A 17,986-nucleotide genomic window follows, 5' to 3' on the forward strand; every position below is an offset into this window, starting at 1 on the left:
GGCCGGCAGGAGATGCAATTTGGGTGCGACCGTCGCCATTATCGGCCGGCCGAACGTGGGCAAGTCGACGCTGTTCAACCGGCTCGTGGGCAAGCGGCTGGCGCTGGTCGACGACACACCGGGTGTGACGCGTGACCGGCGGCCCGGGGATGCGCGCCTCGGCGACTTGCGCTTTACCGTCATCGATACGGCAGGTCTGGAGGACGCAGACGCGGCCAGCCTCGAGGGCCGCATGCGCGCCCAGACCGAGGAAGCGATTGCGGAAGCCGATGTGGTGCTTTTCGTCATCGATGCCCGCGCGGGTGTGACGCCGCTGGACGCGCATTTTGCCGCCGTGGCGCGCAAGACCGATACGCCGGTGATCCTTCTGGCCAACAAGGCCGAAGGACGGGCAGGCGAGGGCGGGCTCTACGAAGCCTTTGCGCTTGGCCTTGGCACACCTGTCGCGATCTCGGCCGAGCATGGCGAAGGACTGGCAGATCTCTACGAGGCGCTGCTTCCCTATGTGGAGCGGGTCGAGGAAGAGGAACAGGCTGCGGCTGATGAGGCCCGCATTGCCATCGAGCTCGACGAGGAAGGCCAGGATCTGGTTCCCGAAGAGCCCGTCGGCACGCGTGAGCGGCCGCTGCGGGTCGCCATCGTCGGACGTCCGAACGCCGGCAAGTCGACGCTGATCAACCGCATGGTTGGTGAAGAGCGCATGCTGACCGGCCCGGAGGCCGGTATCACGCGCGATTCCATCTCGGTCGACTGGCTCTGGCGTGATCATCACATCAAGCTGTTCGACACGGCTGGCATCCGCCGCAAGGCGCGCGTGCAGGAGAAGCTGGAAAAGCTCTCCGTTGCCGATGCCCTGCGCGCCATCAAGTTTGCCGAAGTGGTCGTCGTGGCGCTGGATGCCACCAATTCGTTTGAAAAGCAGGATCTGCAGATCATCGAACTGTGCGCCCGCGAAGGCCGCGCCATCGTTATCGCGATCAACAAGTGGGATCTGATCGAGGACCGGGAAGCGGCCTGGCAGGCGATCCGCGATGCGCAGGACCGCTACCTGAACCAGATCCGCGGCGTCATGATCTGCACCCTGTCGGGCCTGCAGGGCCAGGGTATCGACCGGCTGATGGAAGCCGTGCTGGGTGCCTATGACGTGTGGAACACCCGCATCTCTACCGCGCGGCTGAACCGCTGGCTGACGGGCATCCTCGCCCACCATCCGCCTCCGGCCGTGCAAGGCCGCCGGGTCAAGCTGCGCTACATGACGCAGGCAAAGACCCGTCCGCCGCATTTCATCGTGTTCAGTTCCCGCCCCGAGGAATTGCCCGAGAGCTACACGCGCTACCTGACGAACAACCTTCGTCAGAAGTTCGAGATGCCCGGCACACCCATTCGCCTGTCCTATCGCAAGGGGGACAACCCCTACGCCGCGAAGGCCAAGCAACGCTGATCGAGATGTCCCGGAGGCAGGGCTGCCTCCGGGATTTCTTTTGCCCGCCAGTTGTTTCTATCCTGCCTCATCCTGGAGACCCGTCATGGCCGGTTCGCGCCTTGAGTTCGCCCTTGCCCTTGCCGAGCGCGCCGGTGCGCTTGGTCTTGAGTATTTCCGCCGCCTCGAAACCCTGACCGTCACCGCCAAGGGCCATCAGGACCTCGTGTCCGAGGCAGACCGCGACGTGGAGACCCTCGTGCGTGCGGCTCTGGCCGAGGCCTATCCGGATGATGGCATCGTCGGCGAGGAGCATGGCCGGCTGGCTGGCACCTCCGGCTACACCTGGGTGATCGATCCCATTGATGGAACGGCGAATTTTGTCGCGGGCATTCCGCAATGGTGTGTGGTCATCGCCTGCGTCAAGGACGGCGAGACCGTGATCGGCATCACCTATGACCCGGTTGCACGCGAGATGTTCCATGCCGAGAAAGGCTCTGGCACGTTCGTCAACGGGCGGCCGGTGAAAGTGTCGTCCAGTGACAGTCTCGGTCGCGGCTCGGTCGGTGTGGGCTTCAGCGGACGCAGCCACGCCTGCGGCGCCGTGCAGGTGATCGACATGCTGGTCGCCAAGGGCGGCGTGTTCTTCCGCAACGCGTCCGGCGGCCTGATGCTGGCCTATGTCGCCTCAGGTCGTCTGATCGGCTATTGCGAGGCGCACATGAATGCCTGGGACTGCCTGGCAGGTCTTCTGATGATCGAGGAAGCCGGCGGTTTCGCCGTGGCCTATGATGCCGAAGCCGCCTTGACCGCGGGCGTACGCGTCATCGCCGGCGGCAAGGGCATCGAAGCCGACCTGATCGCGATCTGTGACGCGTCATTCCCCAAGATTGCCTGAGGCACCCAAAAAAAGTCCGAGGCGACTGCCACGGCTCAGCTTGATGACAAGCCTTCAACTGGGTCACGACTCGCTCGGGGTCACCCCGGGCGAGAGCGAAGCGGAGACCCGGGGCCTACTCGTTCGCAGAGCGATCATTTGGCGGCATCACAGTCGCACTTCGGCGGTTCAATGTTACGACGCATCGAAAAAAGCAAGGCTCTGCAAGTGAGTAGGCCCCGGCTTTGCGCTGCGCTTGGCCGGGGTGACGCCGAGGACCTGGTCGGCAAATAAAAAAAGCCGGGGCATCTGCCCCGGCTTTTTTTATTGGCTCTGTTCATGCGCCGCGTCAGACGACGAGCGGCACGTAGTCCTTGAAGCTTGCGGACGGGCGGTCGTACAGACGGCCGGTGTCGGTAAACTCTGGCCGCAGCATGGCGATGATCTGCGGCGCGACCTCGGAGGCATGCGGCAGCGTTTCCGGATCCTCGCCCGGCATGGCCTTGGCGCGCATGGCCGTGCGCATGGCGCCGGGATTGAGCAGGTTGACGCGGACGCTGCCCGACTGGGTCTCGGCCGCGTAGGTGCGCACAAGGGCCTCGAGTGCCGCCTTGGAGGCCGAATAGGGGCCCCAGAAGGCCTTGCACTTGTGGGCGGCGCTGGAGGTGAGGAACACGGCGCGGCCCGCATCCGACTGGCGCAGCAGCGGATCAAGCGAGCGGATCAGGCGCCAGTTGGCGGTGACGTTCAGCGCCATCACCTTGTCGAAGGTCTTGATGTCGACATGGCCGAGAGGCGACAGGCCGCCGAGCATGCCGGCATTGCCGACCAGCATGTCGAGCTTGCCCCAGCGCTCGAAGATGGCTGCGCCGAGACGGTCGATGCCGTCATAGTCCATCAGGTCCAGCGGCACGAGTGTCGCGCTGCCGCCGGCGGCCTTGATCTCGTCGTCGAGGTCCTCGAGGCCGCCAACGGTGCGCGCGACCGCGATGACATGGACGCCTTCGGCGGCAAGGGCCTTGGACAGGAAATAGCCAATGCCCCGCGAGGCGCCGGTGACCACACAGACGCGGCCTTTAAGTGAAGTCTCGGTCATAACGGACTGGTCTCGTTCCAGATTACCGGATTTCCACCAGCCGCGGCGGCTTGCGGAAGTCGACATCTTCCGCCAGATCGGTCAGCGGAGTGGGATAGTCGCCGGTGAAGCAATGGTCGGTGAACTGCGGGTTGGCATCATCGCGCCCCTCGTAGCCCATGGCCTTGTAGATGCCCTCGACGGACAGGAAGGCCAGGCTGTCGGCGCCGATGAAGGCGCGCATTTCTTCAAGGTTGTAGCGCGCAGCCAGAAGCTTCTCGCGCACCGGCGTGTCGATGCCGTAGTAGTCGGAATACCGGATCGGCGGGCTGGCGAGGCGGAAATGCACTTCCCGGGCGCCGGCATCGCGGATCATCTGCACGATCTTCACGGATGTTGTGCCACGCACGAGGCTGTCGTCGATCAGGGTCACGCGCTTGCCCTCGATCTGGGCGCGGTTGGCCGAGTGCTTCAGCTTGACGCCGAGCGTGCGGATCGACTGGGTCGGCTCGATGAAGGTGCGGCCAACGTAGTGATTGCGGATGATGCCGAGTTCGAAGGGAACGCCGGATTCCTGGCTGTAGCCGATGGCAGCGGGCACGCCGCTGTCGGGAACCGGAACGACGACATCGCTTTCGACATGCGACTCGCGCGCCAGCTGACGGCCCATCTCGCGGCGCACGTCATAGACCGAGCGGCCGCCAACGACGGAATCGGGCCTTGCGAAATAGACGTATTCGAAGATGCAGGGCCGCGCCGGACGGCGGCCGAACGGGAAGTAGCTCTCGATGCCGGAGGTGGTGCAGACGATGACTTCGCCGTTTTCCACTTCGCGGATGAATCGTGCGCCGATGATGTCGAGGGCGCAGGTTTCGGAGGCGAGGATCGGCGCGCCGTTCAGGTCGCCCAGCACAAGCGGACGGATGCCGAGCGGGTCGCGGGCACCGATCAGCTTCTTGCGCGTCAGGGCCACCAGCGAGTAGGCGCCTTCCATCTGCTGGATGGCTTCGATGAAGCGGTCGACGATCTTCGGCTGACGGCTGCGGGCGACGAGCTGCAGCACCACTTCCGAATCCGAGGTTGACTGGCAGATGGCTCCGTCGCGGATCAGCTGGCGGCGCAGGGTCAGCGCATTGGTGAAGTTGCCGTTGTGGCAGATTGCAAAGCCACCGCCATCGAGCTCGGCAAACAGCGGCTGCACGTTGCGCAGGATTGGCTCGCCGGTGGTGGAATAGCGCACATGGCCGACTGCGGCCGAACCAGGCAGGCGCGAGATCGTGTTGGCGCTGGAAAAATGGTCGCCGACGAGGCCCAGATGGCGCTCGGCGCGGAACTGGTCGTTCTCGTCATAGGTGACGATGCCGGCCGCTTCCTGGCCGCGGTGCTGCAGGGCGTGCAGGCCAAGCGCCGTCAGGGCGGCGGCATCTTCATGCCCCAGAACGCCGAACACGCCGCATTCTTCGCGCAGCGTGTCGCCGTAGAGGTCGTCGGTCTGGTCCTGCAGGTTGGTTGCAGCGCGGTCCGGGTGATGGGTCGTTCCGGTCATGGCGATGTCCTTGGCTCTTCACGGGACCGGGCGAAACCGGCCCAACCTGGCTCAGTTTCCGGTGCCACCGGTTGTCAGTTGATCAATGCCCTGGCGTTCGGCCGGGGAATAGCCGGTGTTCTCGTTGCCCGTTGCCGGAGCTGCACCCGTCGGGGCTGCAGGCTGTGTTCCCTGACCCGACCGGATCCGGTTGAGGATCGCAGCTTCGGGATCTTCCGGCAATGCGGCGACCAGCCGGTCACCAATGTGGACGAGAAGGTCGCGGGACTTGGCCTGCGCCACCCAGGCCGGCTGACGCTCGGGGGCAACAAACCAGTTGAAGAACAGCATCGCCACGACAACGAGGAGCAGGCCACGGGCCGCGCCGAAGACAAAGCCGAGGGTGCGGTCGAGCGCGCCGATGCGGCTGTCGAGCACGAAGTCGGAAATGCGCATCGTGATGTAGCTGACGATGATCAGGGTCAGCAGGAACACGCCGGCAACGGAGGCGCCGAGGGCGACATATTCGTTGCTGATGTACTGGCGCGCGAAGGGCAGCACATGGCCATAGAGGAAATAGGCGCTTGCGGCGGCCGCCACCCAGGAGGCGATCGACAACACTTCGCGCACGAAGCCGCGCACCATCGCCAGGACGGCCGAGATGAGCATGATGACGAGAAGTATTCCGTCCAGTAGCGTGATCGGCATTGCTCGGTCTTGTCCTCATGTCCCGCGCGGCGAACCGGACATAGGCCGGTTGCGCCTTGCGCGCAAGGTGCGGGTCAAATTCCGTTCCGGCTAAGTGCTTTTTCGCGTCTCAATCCGTTTGTCTTGCCCGGTTTCGGCCTTGCGGGTTCCCCCTGCCGTGATCCGGGCAATGAAGGCGGCAAGGTCCTGGACCCCATCCGCCGCGATCTCCGCCTTGCCCCCGTCCTTGACGGTGCCATGCGGACAGATCGCCCGGTCAAAGCCGAGTTTTTGCGCCTCTTTCAGCCGTGCCTGACCCTGCGCGACCGGTCGGATCGCCCCGGACAGGCTGACCTCGCCGAAATAGACGCAATTGGCCGGAAGGGCAAGACCGCTGAGGGAGGAGACAAGGGCTGCAGCGACGGCAAGATCGGCGCCCGGCTCGTTGATGCGCAGGCCGCCGGCCACGTTGAGATAGACGTCATGCTGCGAAAACCGCACGCCGCAGCGCGCTTCCAGCACGGCCAGGATCATCGACAGGCGGGCACTGTCCCAGCCGATCACCGCCCGGCGCGGCGTGCCGAGCGAGGAGGGAGCAACCAGCGCCTGGATCTCGATCAGCAGGGGACGAGAGCCCTCCAGTCCGGCGAAGACCACGGATCCGGGGGAATTGGTGGCCCGGTCGCCGAGGAATAGCGCCGACGGGTTGGCGACTTCCTGCAGGCCCGCCCCGGTCATCTCGAAGACACCGATCTCGTCCGTGGCACCGAAGCGGTTCTTCACCGAGCGCAGGATCCGGTACTGGTGCGCGCCGTCGCCCTCGAAATAGAGCACGGCATCGACCATATGCTCGACGACGCGGGGGCCGGCGATCTGGCCGTCCTTGGTGACATGGCCGACGAGGACCATTGCCGTGCCGGACTTCTTCGCATAGCGCACCATGGCCTGCGCCGAGGCCCGAACCTGTGTGACCGTACCGGGAGGCGAATCGGCCTGTTCCGTCCACAGGGTCTGCACGGAATCGAGGATCAGCAGGGCAGGGGGAGGACCGGCCTCCAGCGTGGCGAGGATATCCTCGACGCTGGTCTCGGCGGCGAGCGCCACGGGCGCGGCGGACAGGCCGAGGCGTTCGGCGCGCAGGCGCACCTGGTCGACGGCTTCTTCGCCCGAGATATAGACCGAACGCAGGCCCTTGTTGGCCAGCGCTGCGGAGGCCTGGATCAGCAGGGTCGACTTGCCGATGCCCGGATCGCCGCCCACCAGCAGGGCCGAGCCGCGCACGAACCCGCCACCGGTGACCCGGTCGAGTTCCTTGATGCCGCTCTGGAAGCGCGGGGCTTCCTTGGCCTCGCCCGACAGGCCGACGAGCGGCACGACACGGCCCTTGGCGGGCTTGCCCTTTGCCGGGCCGCCACCAATGCCGCTGTCCACCTGTTCCTCGACAATCGAATTCCATTCGCCGCAGGAATCGCAGCGGCCGGCCCACTTGGAGCTGACCGCGCCGCAGGACTGGCAGACGAAACTGGTCGACCGGCGCGCCATCTCACCAGTCTCCCTGGACGGCAGTGCCGGAAAGGGGGCCGTAGACGCGCAGGGAGCGGCGGCCGAGTCCGGTCAGCAGCTCGTAGTCGATGGTTTCTGCCGCACTGGCCACCTGTGTCATGTCCATGTCTGGTCCATAAAGTTGTACGTAGGCGCCGCGGCGGGCGAGATCCTGGGGCACATCCGTCACATCGACGGCAATGAGGTCCATCGAGATGCGGCCGAAGAGTGGCACGGCATGGCCGGAAAGCCAGGCCTTCGCGCCCGGTCGTATGTCGGAACTGCCGGCGCGGCGGTGATAGCCGTCACCATAGCCTGTCGAGAGAATGGCGAGCCGTGTCGGCCTGTTGGTCACCTGTGCCCGGCCATATCCGACGCCTGCACCGGCAGGCACATGCCGGACCTGCAGGATGCGGGCTTCCAGCTTCACCGCGGGCCGCAAGCGCAATGGATCGCTCTCCAGGATCTCGCCGCCGTAGAGCGCAATGCCCGGACGAACGAGGTCGAGATGATAGTCGGCCCCCAGAAACACGCCGGCGGAATTGGCCATGGATCGCGGCACGCCCGGGAACAGGCCATCAAGGGATTTGAACCGGGCAAGCTGCTCGCGGTTGAAAGGGTCTTTGGGCGTGGCGCCGCAGGCAAGGTGGCTCATGACCAGAGACAGCCGGAAGGTTGCCAGCATCGCCGGATCGGCAGCGATGCGACGGGCTTCCTCGACCGTTACACCCAGACGGTTCATTCCCGTGTCCACATGCAGGGCGGCCTCCAGAGCGACCTTGCGGCTGCTGCAGAACACCGCCCATTCCTCCACCTCGGCCAGCGAGCCAAGGACCGGCCGCAACATGGCCTCGGCGTAGTGGGCGGCGGCTCCGGGAAGAAGACCGTTGAGGACATAGATGGTCGCACCGGGGACTTCGCGGCGAACAGTGGCGCCTTCCTGCGGCAGGGCAACGAAGAAGGTGCTGCACCCGGCGGAGGCCAGAGCCCGGACGGTCGGTGCCAGGCCGCAGCCATAGGCATCCGACTTGACGGTCGCCGCGCAGACAACGGCGGAACCGACCCGCTCGCGCAGGGTCTGCCAGTTGGCAGCGATGGCGCCCGTGTCAATGGTCAGCCGGCTGCCGCAGGCCGCATCCTGGGCCTCCTGTGCCGCCTGCAGATCGGACGCGGCGAGCGTGTGTCTCGTGTCTTTTGATCCTGGCGCCATGCTTTGCAGTCTTGTCTGGCAACGCGACGGCGAACGAGCGAATCGGCGCTCCCGTCCCACGACGCCATAATAGAGGCGCGTGTGCGGAAATGCGCCCGTCGTGAGTAGGTCTATTCCATCCGCTCGGGCAGATACTGGTCTTCGGCCAGATCCGAGAAGCGGGTGAATTCGCCCTGGAAGTGCAGCTGGGCCGTACCGGTCGGGCCGTGACGCTGCTTGGCGATGATGACTTCTGCCTTGCCCTTCAGGCGGTCCATCTTGTCTTTCCAGACCTCATACTCTGGCGTACCTTCCTCCGGCTCAGTCTTGCTCATGTAGTATTCTTCGCGGAACACGAACATGACCACGTCGGCGTCCTGTTCGATCGAACCCGATTCGCGCAAGTCCGACAGCTGCGGGCGCTTGTCTTCACGCGACTCGACCTGACGCGAGAGCTGGGAAAGAGCAATGATGGGAACGTTGAGTTCCTTCGCCAGAGCCTTCAGGCCCGTGGTGATCTCGGTGATTTCCTGGACGCGGTTGCCGCTGTTCTTCTGCGAACCGGACAGCAGCTGGATATAGTCGACGATCAGCAGATCAAGGCCGCGCTGGCGCTTGAGGCGGCGCGCGCGGGCGACCAGCGAAGCGATGGAAATGCCACCGGTCTGGTCGACGTAGAGCGGCACGGTCTGCATGTGCTGGGCGCAGGCGGCAAGCTTCTCGAACTCCGCTTCCGTAATGTCACCGCGGCGGATCTTGGACGAGGAAATCTCGGCCTGTTCGGAAATGATACGGGTGGCGAGCTGCTCGGCCGACATTTCCAGCGAGAAGAAGCCGACGACACCGCCATTGACCGTCTTCATCGTTCCGTCCGGCTGCTCCTCGGCCATGTAGGCCTGGGCAACATTGAAGGCGATGTTGGTGGCGAGCGACGTCTTGCCCATGGCGGGACGTCCGGCGAGCACGATCAGGTCGGAATGCTGCAGGCCGCCCATCAGCCGGTCGAGATCGGTCAGGCCCGACGAGATGCCGGACAGCGCGCCTTCGCGGTTATAGGCGGCATGCGCCATATGGATGGTTTCGGTGAGCGCATCACCGAACGAGACAAAGCCACCTTCGCTGCGCCCCTTTTCGGCCAGCTCGAACAGCCGCCGCTCGGCATCGTCGATCTGCTGGTTCGGCGGCATGTCGATTGGCGCGTCGAAGGCGATGTTGACCATGTCCTCGCCGATGCGGATCAGGTTCCGCCGGACGGCGAGGTCATAGATCGTGCGGCCATAGTCTTCGGCATTGATGATCGAGGCTGCGTCGGCGGCAAGGCGCAGCAGGTACTGCGTGGCGCTGAGATCGGCGATCTTGGTGTCGGCCGGATAGAAGGTCTTCAGCGTGATCGGGGAGGCGGTCTTGCCCGCCCGGATCAGCTGGCCAATCTTCTCGTAGATGTCCTTGTGCGGGGGCAGGAAGAAGTGGTGCGCTTCCAGAAAGTCCGAGACGCGGTAGTAGGTCTCGTTGTTGACGAGGATCGCGCCGAGCAGCTGGCGTTCGGCTTCCGCATTGTGCGGAGCGACGCGCAGGCTGTCGCTGGCCGCCTCGATTTTCTGGATGTTGCCTTTCATCGGATCCCCCGCCTGTCGCACCCCCTCGTTTAGCGGGCTTGGGGGGCAAGGAAAAGGCGGGAATGAACGATCTGTTAATATCGGGGCAGCCGCCAAAATCAGCGGGGACAACCCTTATTTTCGCCCTTGACTACATAGGCGCCCGCGCGCCGGTCCAGGGCAGCCGGCAAAGAAAAACGGCGCCCCCGAGGGAGCGCCGTTCCAAGATATCCACGCGGGCTGCGAAGGGCTCACGCCTCTTCGTCTTCGCCCTCGTCTTCACCTTCTTCAGCTTCGTCTTCTTCGAATTCGAAGACGTCCTGCTCACGGCCGGTCAGGTCTTCACCAGCAGCCTGGCGCTCAGCTTCGTCAGCCGAACGGGCAACGTTGATGGTGATGGTGACTTCGACTTCCGGGTGCAGCGCGACGATGACGCTGTGCAGGCCGATGTTCTTGATCGGCGAGGACAGGTGTACCTGGGTGCGCGCAACGGTGAAGCCGCCAGCGGTCGCAACTTCGGCGATGTCGCGGGTCGAGACCGAGCCGTAGAGCTGGCCGGTTTCGGCAGCCGAACGGATGACGGTGAAGGACTGACCCTTCAGCTTCTCCGAAACAGCCTCGGCGTCCTTGCGGCGCTCCAGGTTGCGGGCTTCGAGCTGGGCGCGCTCGGCTTCGAACTTGGCAAGGTTAGCCTTGTTGGCGCGCAGCGCCTTGCCCTGCGGCAGCAGGAAGTTGCGGGCGTAACCGTCGCGGACGCGAACCTTGTCGCCCATCTGGCCAAGCTTGGCCACGCGTTCAAGCAGAATGACTTCCATTGGACTTCTCCAGTCGGTCTGTCCCATCCAGGCCAGCGGCAGGGATGGTTAGAGGCCGAGCATCAACCCGTCGGCCCCAATCCGGGATCGTCAGTGTTTGAAACTGACAAGGCCGCGGCCGGATAGACCCGCCGCGGCCTGTTTCGGGTCAGACCCGAAATTACTTGATGACGAAGGGCAGCAGCGACAGCAGGCGGGCGCGCTTGATGGCGCGGGCCAGTTCACGCTGCTTCTTCGCGGAAACCGCGGTGATGCGGCTCGGAACGATCTTGCCGCGCTCGGAGATGTAGCGCTGCAGCAGACGGATGTCCTTGTAGTCGATGACCGGAGCGCCGTTGCCGGAGAACGGGCAGGTCTTGCGACGACGGAAGAACGGACGACGGGCGGAAAGCTGGGCGATTTCGGACATAGTCAATTACTCCGCATCTGCACGACGGGGACCACGCTCGGGGCGGTCACCACGGGCCGGACGATCACCACGCTCCGGACGGTCGCTGCGCTCGCCACCGAAACGGTCGTCGCGACGACGGCGGTCGTCACGGTCACGCTTCTGCATCATGGCGGACTGTTCTTCGTCATGGGCTTCGACCTTGAGGGTCATGCAGCGCAGGACGTCTTCGTTGAGGCCCATCTGGCGTTCCATCTCGGCGATCGCGGCGTGCGGCGCATCGATGTTCATCAGGGTGTAGTGAGCCTTACGGTTCTTCTTGACGCGGTAGGCGAGGGAGCGCAGGCCCCAGCTCTCGATCTTGCCGACCTTGCCACCGTTGGCTTCGATAAGAGCCTTGTACTGCTCGACGAGCTGCTCGACCTGCTGGGTCGACACGTCCTGGCGAGCCAGGAACACGTGTTCATAAAGCGGCATGTTGTGATTGCCTTTCTGAGTGTCTATCGGACGGAGCCTGGCGCAAAGCCTCAACGTGCCTACGGAAAGGTACGTATAAGTCCTACGAGAGCGGAGACACGGGAAGGCGGATCCCTTACGATCCTGATGTGCCGACAAGGCACATCCTTCCGTTCAGCCACCAGCCAAGGCTCCGGACGAGCAACGCTCTATACAGCAACTTCGCGCGAATGCAAGGCGAATGGCGGCGGGCTGGTCGAAAACATGCGGCCGGATGGTTTTCAATGTCTTTGTAGCCTCGCTTTTGCGGGGCATTTGATGGAACAGTCTGGCGTCACCCTGTATGAGAAGACGTGAAAATCGCGGAAATCCCTGCGTCCGCCGCAGAGCTCCCCATGGCGAAGGCTTGACATCAGCCGGTTGCTCGGACCATAGCGGCGCAAACAGGGGCTGCGGCAGGCCGGACAGGCCACTCGGCTCTGCCTGGTCGCATGAGCCGGCCGGCTATAGAGATAAAGACAGACCTGCGGGGCGTGAGCGCCTTGCAGAAGCGGAGGCACTGGCATGAGCGTTGCTTTCATCTTCCCGGGACAGGGCAGTCAGGACATCGGCATGGGCAAGGAACTTGCCGATGCGTTCCCGGAGGCACGCGCTGTCTTCGCCGAAGTGGACGACGCCCTCGGACAGAAACTCTCCGAGCTGATGTGGACCGGCGAAAAGGACGAACTGACGCTGACCGCCAATGCGCAGCCGGCCCTGATGGCCGTCAGCCTTGCGGCCCTGCGCGTCATGGAAGCCCGCGGTATCGACCTGAAGGCGTCCGCCGCCTATGTTGCCGGCCATTCGCTCGGCGAGTACTCGGCGCTTGCGGCCGCCGGCAGTCTCAGCATTGCCGATGCGGCGCGCCTCCTGCGCCTGCGCGGCAGCGCGATGCAGGCTGCCGTTCCGGTGGGCGTCGGCGCAATGGCGGCGCTACTGGGTCTGGAATTCGATGTCGCCCGGGAAGTTGCTGCCGAGGCCAGTGCGCCGGGCGAAGTCTGCGAAGCGGCGAATGACAACGCGCCGGGGCAGGTGGTCGTGTCGGGCCACAAGGCCGCCGTCGAGCGCGCCGTCGAGATTGCCAAGGGCAAGGGCGGCCGCCGCGCCGTGATCCTTCCCGTGTCCGCACCATTCCATTGCTCCCTGATGCAGCCGGCAGCCAATGCCATGGCTGCGGCGCTGGCCGATGTCACCATTCACGCGCCGGTGGTTCCGCTGGTCGCCAATGTGCTGGCGCGTCCGATCAGCGATCCGGCCGAAATCCGTACCCGGCTTGTGGAGCAGGTGACCGGCACCGTGCGCTGGCGCGAGTCGGTCGAATGGCTGTCGGGCGAAGGCGTCGATACCTTTGTCGAGATTGGCGCAGGCAAGGTTCTCTCCGGCATGGTCAAGCGCATCGCCAAGGATGCTTCGGGCCTTGCCGTCAATGTGCCCGGCGATGTGGATGCCATGCTTGAAAAGCTGAACGGCTGATCGCCATCTGACTGGCGAAGCACGCAGGAATTCCAACAAGGAAGGAAGAGGCAATGTTCAACCTGACCGACAGGACGGCCCTCGTGACCGGCGCGACCGGTGGCATTGGCGAGGCCATTGCCCGCGCGCTGCACGCCCAGGGCGCTGTGGTGACCCTGTCCGGCACCCGCGCCGAAAAGCTTGAGGCCCTTGCTGCTGATTTGGGCGAGCGGGTCCACATCGCACCGTGCAATCTGTCCGACCGCGCCGCGGTGGAAGGGCTGATCCCGGCTGCGGAAGCGGCCATGGGACGGGTCGACATTCTCGTCAACAACGCCGGCATCACCCGCGACAACATCTTCATGCGCATGAAGGATGAAGAGTGGGATCAGGTTCTGGAAGTGAACCTGACGTCCAACTTCCACATCTGCCGTGCCGCCATCAAAGGCATGATGAAGCGCCGCCATGGCCGCATCGTCGGCATCACGTCGGTCGTCGGCGTGACCGGCAATCCGGGCCAGGCCAACTATGCTGCGGCCAAGGCGGGCATGATCGGCATGTACAAGTCGATCGCCCGCGAGATCGCCAGCCGCAACGTTACGGTCAACACCATCGCGCCCGGCTTCATCGAGACCGCGATGACCGATGTGCTGAACGACAAGCAGAAGGAATCGATTCTGGGATCCGTGCCGGCCGGCCGCCTTGGCACTGCCCAGGAGATTGCCGCTGCCGCCGTCTATCTGGCCAGTGACGAAGCTGCCTACATGACGGGCCAGACCCTTCATGTGAACGGCGGCATGGCCATGATCTGACAGCTGAAATTGCCGGTGGACCAAGCCGTCCACCGGCGTTCCTAGCCCCGGTTCGGTGTCTGGTAATGCGTTATAAAGTGTGATACCTAGCCGCCGATTATTCTGGAAAGTACAAAGGGATGGCTTGCCTTCGGCGGTCAGACCAGCGTTCAGTCCGGATAACGTCCGAGCCAGCTCTTGTGGATTTCTGAAATATGCCCAAGATGCGGTTGCACGGGTGACCGGTTCGTAAAAACCACCGAGGTAAGTAAAATGAGCGATATCGCGGAACGTGTGAAGAAGATCGTTGTCGAGCACCTGGGCGTCGATTCCGAGAAGGTAGTCCTGGGCGCGAGCTTCATCGACGACCTCGGCGCAGACAGCCTGGACACCGTTGAGCTGGTCATGGCTTTCGAAGAAGAATTCGGCGTCGAGATCCCGGACGATGCAGCCGAGACGATCCTGACCGTCGGTGACGCTGTCAGCTTCCTGGAAAAGAACGCCGGTTAATCCGGTTTCCCCCTGACCTTACGGGCGCAGCGTTCGCGCTGCTGCTCGAACCATGTGCGGGCTTATGAGACGAGTCGTCGTTACCGGTATGGGCATGGTCACTCCGCTTGGATGCGGAGTTGACGTGACCTGGAAGAAGATCCTCGAAGGCCAGAGCGGTGCGCGTCGCGTCACCGGCTTTGAGATCGACGATCTTGCCTGTCAGATTGCGTGTCAGATCCCGCGCGATCCTTCGGTCGAGGGGGCATACAACCCGGATGACTGGATGGATCCGAAAGAGCAGCGCAAGGTGGACGATTTCATCGTCTATGCCATGGCTGCCGCGGATCAGGCCTTGGCCGATGCCAACTGGAAGCCGACCACGTATGACGAGCAGACCCGCTCGGGCGTGCTGATCGGCTCCGGCATCGGCGGCCTCCAGGGCATCGAAGAGGCGGCCAATGTGCTGCGGGACAAGGGCCCGCGCCGCATCAGCCCGTTCTTCATCCCCGGCCGCCTGATCAACCTGGCCGGCGGCCAGGTCTCGATCCGGCACGGTCTCAAGGGTCCCAACCATGCTGTCGTGACGGCCTGTTCCACTGGCGCCCATGCCATTGGTGACGCCTCGCGTCTCATTGCCTATGGCGATGCGGATGTGATGGTGGCCGGCGGCACCGAATCTCCGATCTGCCGCCTGTCGCTTGCCGGCTTTGCCGCGTGCCGCGCGCTGGCAACGATCTACAATGACCAGCCCACAAGGGCGTCGCGTCCCTATGACAAGGACCGCGATGGCTTCGTGATGGGCGAGGGCGCCGGTGTTGTCGTGCTCGAGGAATACGAGCATGCGGTCCGTCGCGGCGCCAAGATTTATGCCGAAGTGATCGGTTATGGCCTGTCGGGCGATGCCTATCACATCACGGCTCCGTCCGAGGATGGCGATGGCGCCTATCGCTGCATGAGCGCGGCGCTGAAGCGCGCCGGTATCATGGCGAGCGACCTGGATTACGTGAACGCCCACGGCACCTCGACCATGGCCGACACGATCGAGCTGGGGGCTGTCGAGCGCCTGGTCGGCAATGCCGCCAACCGCCTGACGATGTCCTCGACCAAGTCGTCGATCGGCCATCTGCTGGGCGCTGCCGGTGCGGTCGAGGCGATCTTCTCGATCCTGGCAATCCGTGACAGCATCGTGCCGCCGACGCTCAACCTCGACAATCCGTCCGTCGAGACGGAGATTGATCTGGTCGCGCACAAGGCAAAGCCGATGAATGTCGACATTGCCCTGTCCAACTCCTTCGGCTTCGGCGGCACCAACGCGTCGCTGGTGTTCCGCAAGGTCGCAGCCTGAGACAGGCTTGAGGCTCGTCCGGGCGGATCGCAGACAGATCGGCCCGGACAGACCCTGCATCGCGGTTTTGCCTCAATCGGAGGGTTTAACCGCACCGGGACGTGGCCCGGGACCCTGGCCCCGCCAGCAGATTCACGCGACAGGACGCCTGCCTCCCGACGCCCGGTCCGAGCTTTCGGGATGCGGCTGACGAGCAGAGCGGCGGACCGATCCGGAGGAACGAGCGCGCTATGCGACTGAAGCCGAAAAGCCCGCGCGAGGCCATTCAGCCGGACAGGGCCCCTGAGCCGCCCGCCCGCTCGCGCCATGTGCGCAACCCCTTTGTCATCCTCATCAATCTGATCCTGAGCAGCGTCGTCCTGATGATGCTGGCCGCCGGTGCCGCGCTCTATTGGGGCAAGACCCAGTTTGATGCGGTCGGTCCGCTGACGGACGAGCGCACGGTGATCATCTCTTCAGGTCAGGGGCTTTCGACCATCGCCGAGACGCTGGAGGCCAACAAGGTCATTTCCAACGCCTGGGTCTTCGACGTGGGCGTGCGCGCCTACAAGAACGCGGGCAAGCTGAAGGCTGGCGAGTATGCGTTCAAGTCCGGCGTGACCATGCATGATGTCATGCGTGATCTCGTCGAAGGCAATGCGGTGACCCACTCCGTGACGATCCCGGAAGGCTGGTCGACGGCCCAGATCATCGCGCGGCTGCGCGAGAACGACATCCTGACCGGCGAGCTCACCAAGATCCCCGCGGAAGGGGCGTTGCTGCCGGAGACCTACACCTTCACCCGCGGTGCGACCCGTCAGCAGGTGCTGGACCAGATGGTCGCAGCGCAGGAAAAGCTGCTGAAGGAAGTCTGGAGCCGGCGGACGGAAAACTTGCCAGTCAAGACGCCGGAAGAGCTGGTGATCCTCGCCTCGATCGTCGAGAAGGAAACCGCCCGTGCCGACGAGCGGCCGCGCGTGGCCGGGGTCTTCGTCAACCGGCTCAACAAGTCGATGCCGCTGCAGTCGGATCCGACAATCGTCTATGGCATCTATGGTGGCGACGCCTGGACGCAGGACCGCTCGGCCATCACCCGGGCTGATCTCGACCGGAAGACGCCCTATAACACCTATCAGATCCCCGCGCTGCCGCCCGGGCCGATCGGCAATCCCGGCCGCGCGGCCATGGAGGCCGTGGCCAATCCGTCCCGCACCAAGGATCTTTACTTCGTTGCGGATGGCACGGGCGGTCATGTCTTTGCCGAGACTTACGAGCAGCATCAGGCGAATGTGCGCAAGTGGCGCGAGGTGGAGCGCAGCCAGCGCAACCAGCAAGGCCAGCCTGCCGCTCCCGCGACGTCCAACTAATCAATCCTGCCGGCACCGCCCTGACCTGGGCGGTGTTCTGGCATCTTGAAGGAAGACCACATGGCGCTGGCCAGCATGACCGGATTCGCCCGGGTCGAGGGCTCGGAAGGGGATACCCGCTGGACGTGGGAACTGCGCTCCGTCAACGGCAAGAACCTTGATCTGCGGCTTCGGCTGCCGACGGGCATGGAAGAACTGGAAGGCGAACTGAAGGCGCGTGCCGCCCGGGTCCTGTCGCGCGGCAATGTTTCGGCCAACCTGTCGCTGCAACGGGCACAGGGCGAGGCCGTGCTGAGCGTCAACGAGGCGGCGCTGGAAGCGGTCCTGCGCGCCATCCAGGTTCTTCACCGCCGGATGCCGGACGCAGCGCCCGCGACGCTCGACGGCATCCTTGCGCACAAGGGCGTTCTGGAGCTGAAGGAGCCGGAAGAGGACGAAGCGGCACAGCAGGCGCTTTTGCGCGCGGTTGCAGCCAGTTTCGACGTAGCCCTGTCGGCGCTGGCCGACATGCGCGCCCTTGAGGGTGAGAGCATCGCACTGGTGCTGAGCGCCCACCTCGACACGATCGAGGCGGCAACCCGGGCGGCCGAAGCCTTGCCGGCGCGTCAGACGGAGGCGATCAAGGCGCGTCTGAAGGCGCTCGTTGAGGAGCTGGTCGACGCTGTTCCGGCTCTCGATCCGCAGCGTCTGGCGCAGGAAGCTGCGCTTCTGGCGACCAAGGCTGATGTGCGCGAGGAACTGGACCGGCTGGTCGCCCACGTGTCTGCCGCGCGCAAGCTCATCGCCGATGGCGGCCCGATCGGCCGCAAGCTCGATTTTCTCGCGCAGGAATTCAACCGCGAAGCCAACACGCTGTGCTCCAAGTCGAATGACGTCGCCCTGACGGCGATCGGGCTGGAGCTGAAGGCCGTGATCGACCAGCTCCGCGAACAAGTTCAGAACCTGGAGTGAT

The 17,986-nt window shown here is 64.4% G+C and carries 17 protein-coding genes; 8 read left to right on the plus strand and 9 right to left on the minus strand.

Features of this window, described 5'->3' with window-relative positions:
- The first annotated feature begins 19 nt into the window (after positions 1–19).
- Both der and OVA12_RS09980 read left to right on the plus strand, forming a co-directional pair.
- Positions 20–1,441, plus strand: coding sequence for a ribosome biogenesis GTPase Der (der, locus tag OVA12_RS09975; RefSeq protein WP_268136802.1), 1,422 nt, complete (start codon positions 20–22; stop codon positions 1,439–1,441).
- Positions 1,442–1,526: 85 nt separating this feature from the next.
- Positions 1,527–2,318 carry an inositol monophosphatase family protein gene (locus OVA12_RS09980; protein WP_268136804.1) on the plus strand — a complete coding sequence of 264 codons (792 nt, stop codon included), beginning with the start codon at positions 1,527–1,529 and terminating at the stop codon, positions 2,316–2,318.
- Positions 2,319–2,646: 328 nt separating this feature from the next.
- Here the strand turns inward: OVA12_RS09980 and OVA12_RS09985 are convergent, their stop codons facing one another.
- The 9 genes from OVA12_RS09985 to rpsF form a co-directional block, all read right to left on the minus strand.
- Positions 2,647–3,393 (minus strand): SDR family NAD(P)-dependent oxidoreductase, encoded by a 747-nt coding sequence (locus OVA12_RS09985; protein WP_268136806.1) that lies wholly within the window; start codon positions 3,391–3,393, stop codon positions 2,647–2,649.
- Positions 3,394–3,415: 22 nt separating this feature from the next.
- On the minus strand, positions 3,416–4,918 hold the full coding sequence (purF, locus tag OVA12_RS09990; RefSeq protein ID WP_268136808.1) for an amidophosphoribosyltransferase: 1,503 nt from the start codon (positions 4,916–4,918) through the stop codon (positions 3,416–3,418).
- A 51-nt stretch (positions 4,919–4,969) separates the two neighbouring features.
- Positions 4,970–5,605, minus strand: a complete 636-nt coding sequence (locus OVA12_RS09995; protein WP_268136810.1) for a CvpA family protein — start codon at positions 5,603–5,605, stop codon at positions 4,970–4,972.
- Between the two features lie 90 nt (positions 5,606–5,695).
- A complete protein-coding gene (gene radA / locus OVA12_RS10000) occupies positions 5,696–7,126 on the minus strand; it encodes a DNA repair protein RadA (RefSeq protein WP_268136812.1) in 1,431 nt (476 codons plus the stop codon).
- 1 nt (position 7,127) lies between these two features.
- Complete coding sequence (alr, locus tag OVA12_RS10005; RefSeq protein WP_268136814.1) at positions 7,128–8,336, minus strand: alanine racemase; 1,209 nt, start codon at positions 8,334–8,336, stop codon at positions 7,128–7,130.
- A gap of 110 nt (positions 8,337–8,446) precedes the next feature.
- On the minus strand, positions 8,447–9,931 hold the full coding sequence (locus OVA12_RS10010; protein WP_268136816.1) for a replicative DNA helicase: 1,485 nt from the start codon (positions 9,929–9,931) through the stop codon (positions 8,447–8,449).
- A gap of 230 nt (positions 9,932–10,161) precedes the next feature.
- Entirely contained in the window at positions 10,162–10,725 is a 564-nt protein-coding gene (gene rplI / locus OVA12_RS10015) for a 50S ribosomal protein L9 (protein WP_268136818.1), read from the minus strand.
- Positions 10,726–10,885: 160 nt separating this feature from the next.
- Positions 10,886–11,134 carry a 30S ribosomal protein S18 gene (gene rpsR / locus OVA12_RS10020; RefSeq protein ID WP_268136820.1) on the minus strand — a complete coding sequence of 83 codons (249 nt, stop codon included), beginning with the start codon at positions 11,132–11,134 and terminating at the stop codon, positions 10,886–10,888.
- 6 nt (positions 11,135–11,140) lie between these two features.
- Positions 11,141–11,590 carry a 30S ribosomal protein S6 gene (rpsF, locus tag OVA12_RS10025; protein WP_268136822.1) on the minus strand — a complete coding sequence of 150 codons (450 nt, stop codon included), beginning with the start codon at positions 11,588–11,590 and terminating at the stop codon, positions 11,141–11,143.
- A gap of 543 nt (positions 11,591–12,133) precedes the next feature.
- Here rpsF and fabD point away from each other — a divergent pair.
- From fabD to OVA12_RS10055, 6 genes are all read left to right on the plus strand, one after another.
- Positions 12,134–13,081 carry an ACP S-malonyltransferase gene (gene fabD / locus OVA12_RS10030; RefSeq protein WP_268136824.1) on the plus strand — a complete coding sequence of 316 codons (948 nt, stop codon included), beginning with the start codon at positions 12,134–12,136 and terminating at the stop codon, positions 13,079–13,081.
- A gap of 53 nt (positions 13,082–13,134) precedes the next feature.
- A complete protein-coding gene (gene fabG / locus OVA12_RS10035; RefSeq protein WP_268136825.1) occupies positions 13,135–13,872 on the plus strand; it encodes a 3-oxoacyl-[acyl-carrier-protein] reductase in 738 nt (245 codons plus the stop codon).
- A 252-nt stretch (positions 13,873–14,124) separates the two neighbouring features.
- Complete coding sequence (locus OVA12_RS10040) at positions 14,125–14,361, plus strand: acyl carrier protein (protein WP_161676023.1); 237 nt, start codon at positions 14,125–14,127, stop codon at positions 14,359–14,361.
- Positions 14,362–14,425: 64 nt separating this feature from the next.
- Positions 14,426–15,688: a beta-ketoacyl-ACP synthase II gene (fabF, locus tag OVA12_RS10045; RefSeq protein WP_268136826.1), complete on the plus strand. Its 1,263-nt coding sequence runs from the start codon at positions 14,426–14,428 to the stop codon at positions 15,686–15,688.
- A gap of 230 nt (positions 15,689–15,918) precedes the next feature.
- Entirely contained in the window at positions 15,919–17,034 is a 1,116-nt protein-coding gene (gene mltG, locus OVA12_RS10050) for an endolytic transglycosylase MltG (RefSeq protein WP_268136828.1), read from the plus strand.
- Positions 17,035–17,094: 60 nt separating this feature from the next.
- Positions 17,095–17,985, plus strand: coding sequence for a YicC/YloC family endoribonuclease (locus OVA12_RS10055; protein WP_268136830.1), 891 nt, complete (start codon positions 17,095–17,097; stop codon positions 17,983–17,985).
- The last annotated feature ends 1 nt before the right edge of the window (position 17,986 follow it).

This window comes from Pannonibacter sp. SL95 (assembly GCF_026672425.1).
Lineage (GTDB): Bacteria > Pseudomonadota > Alphaproteobacteria > Rhizobiales > Stappiaceae > Pannonibacter.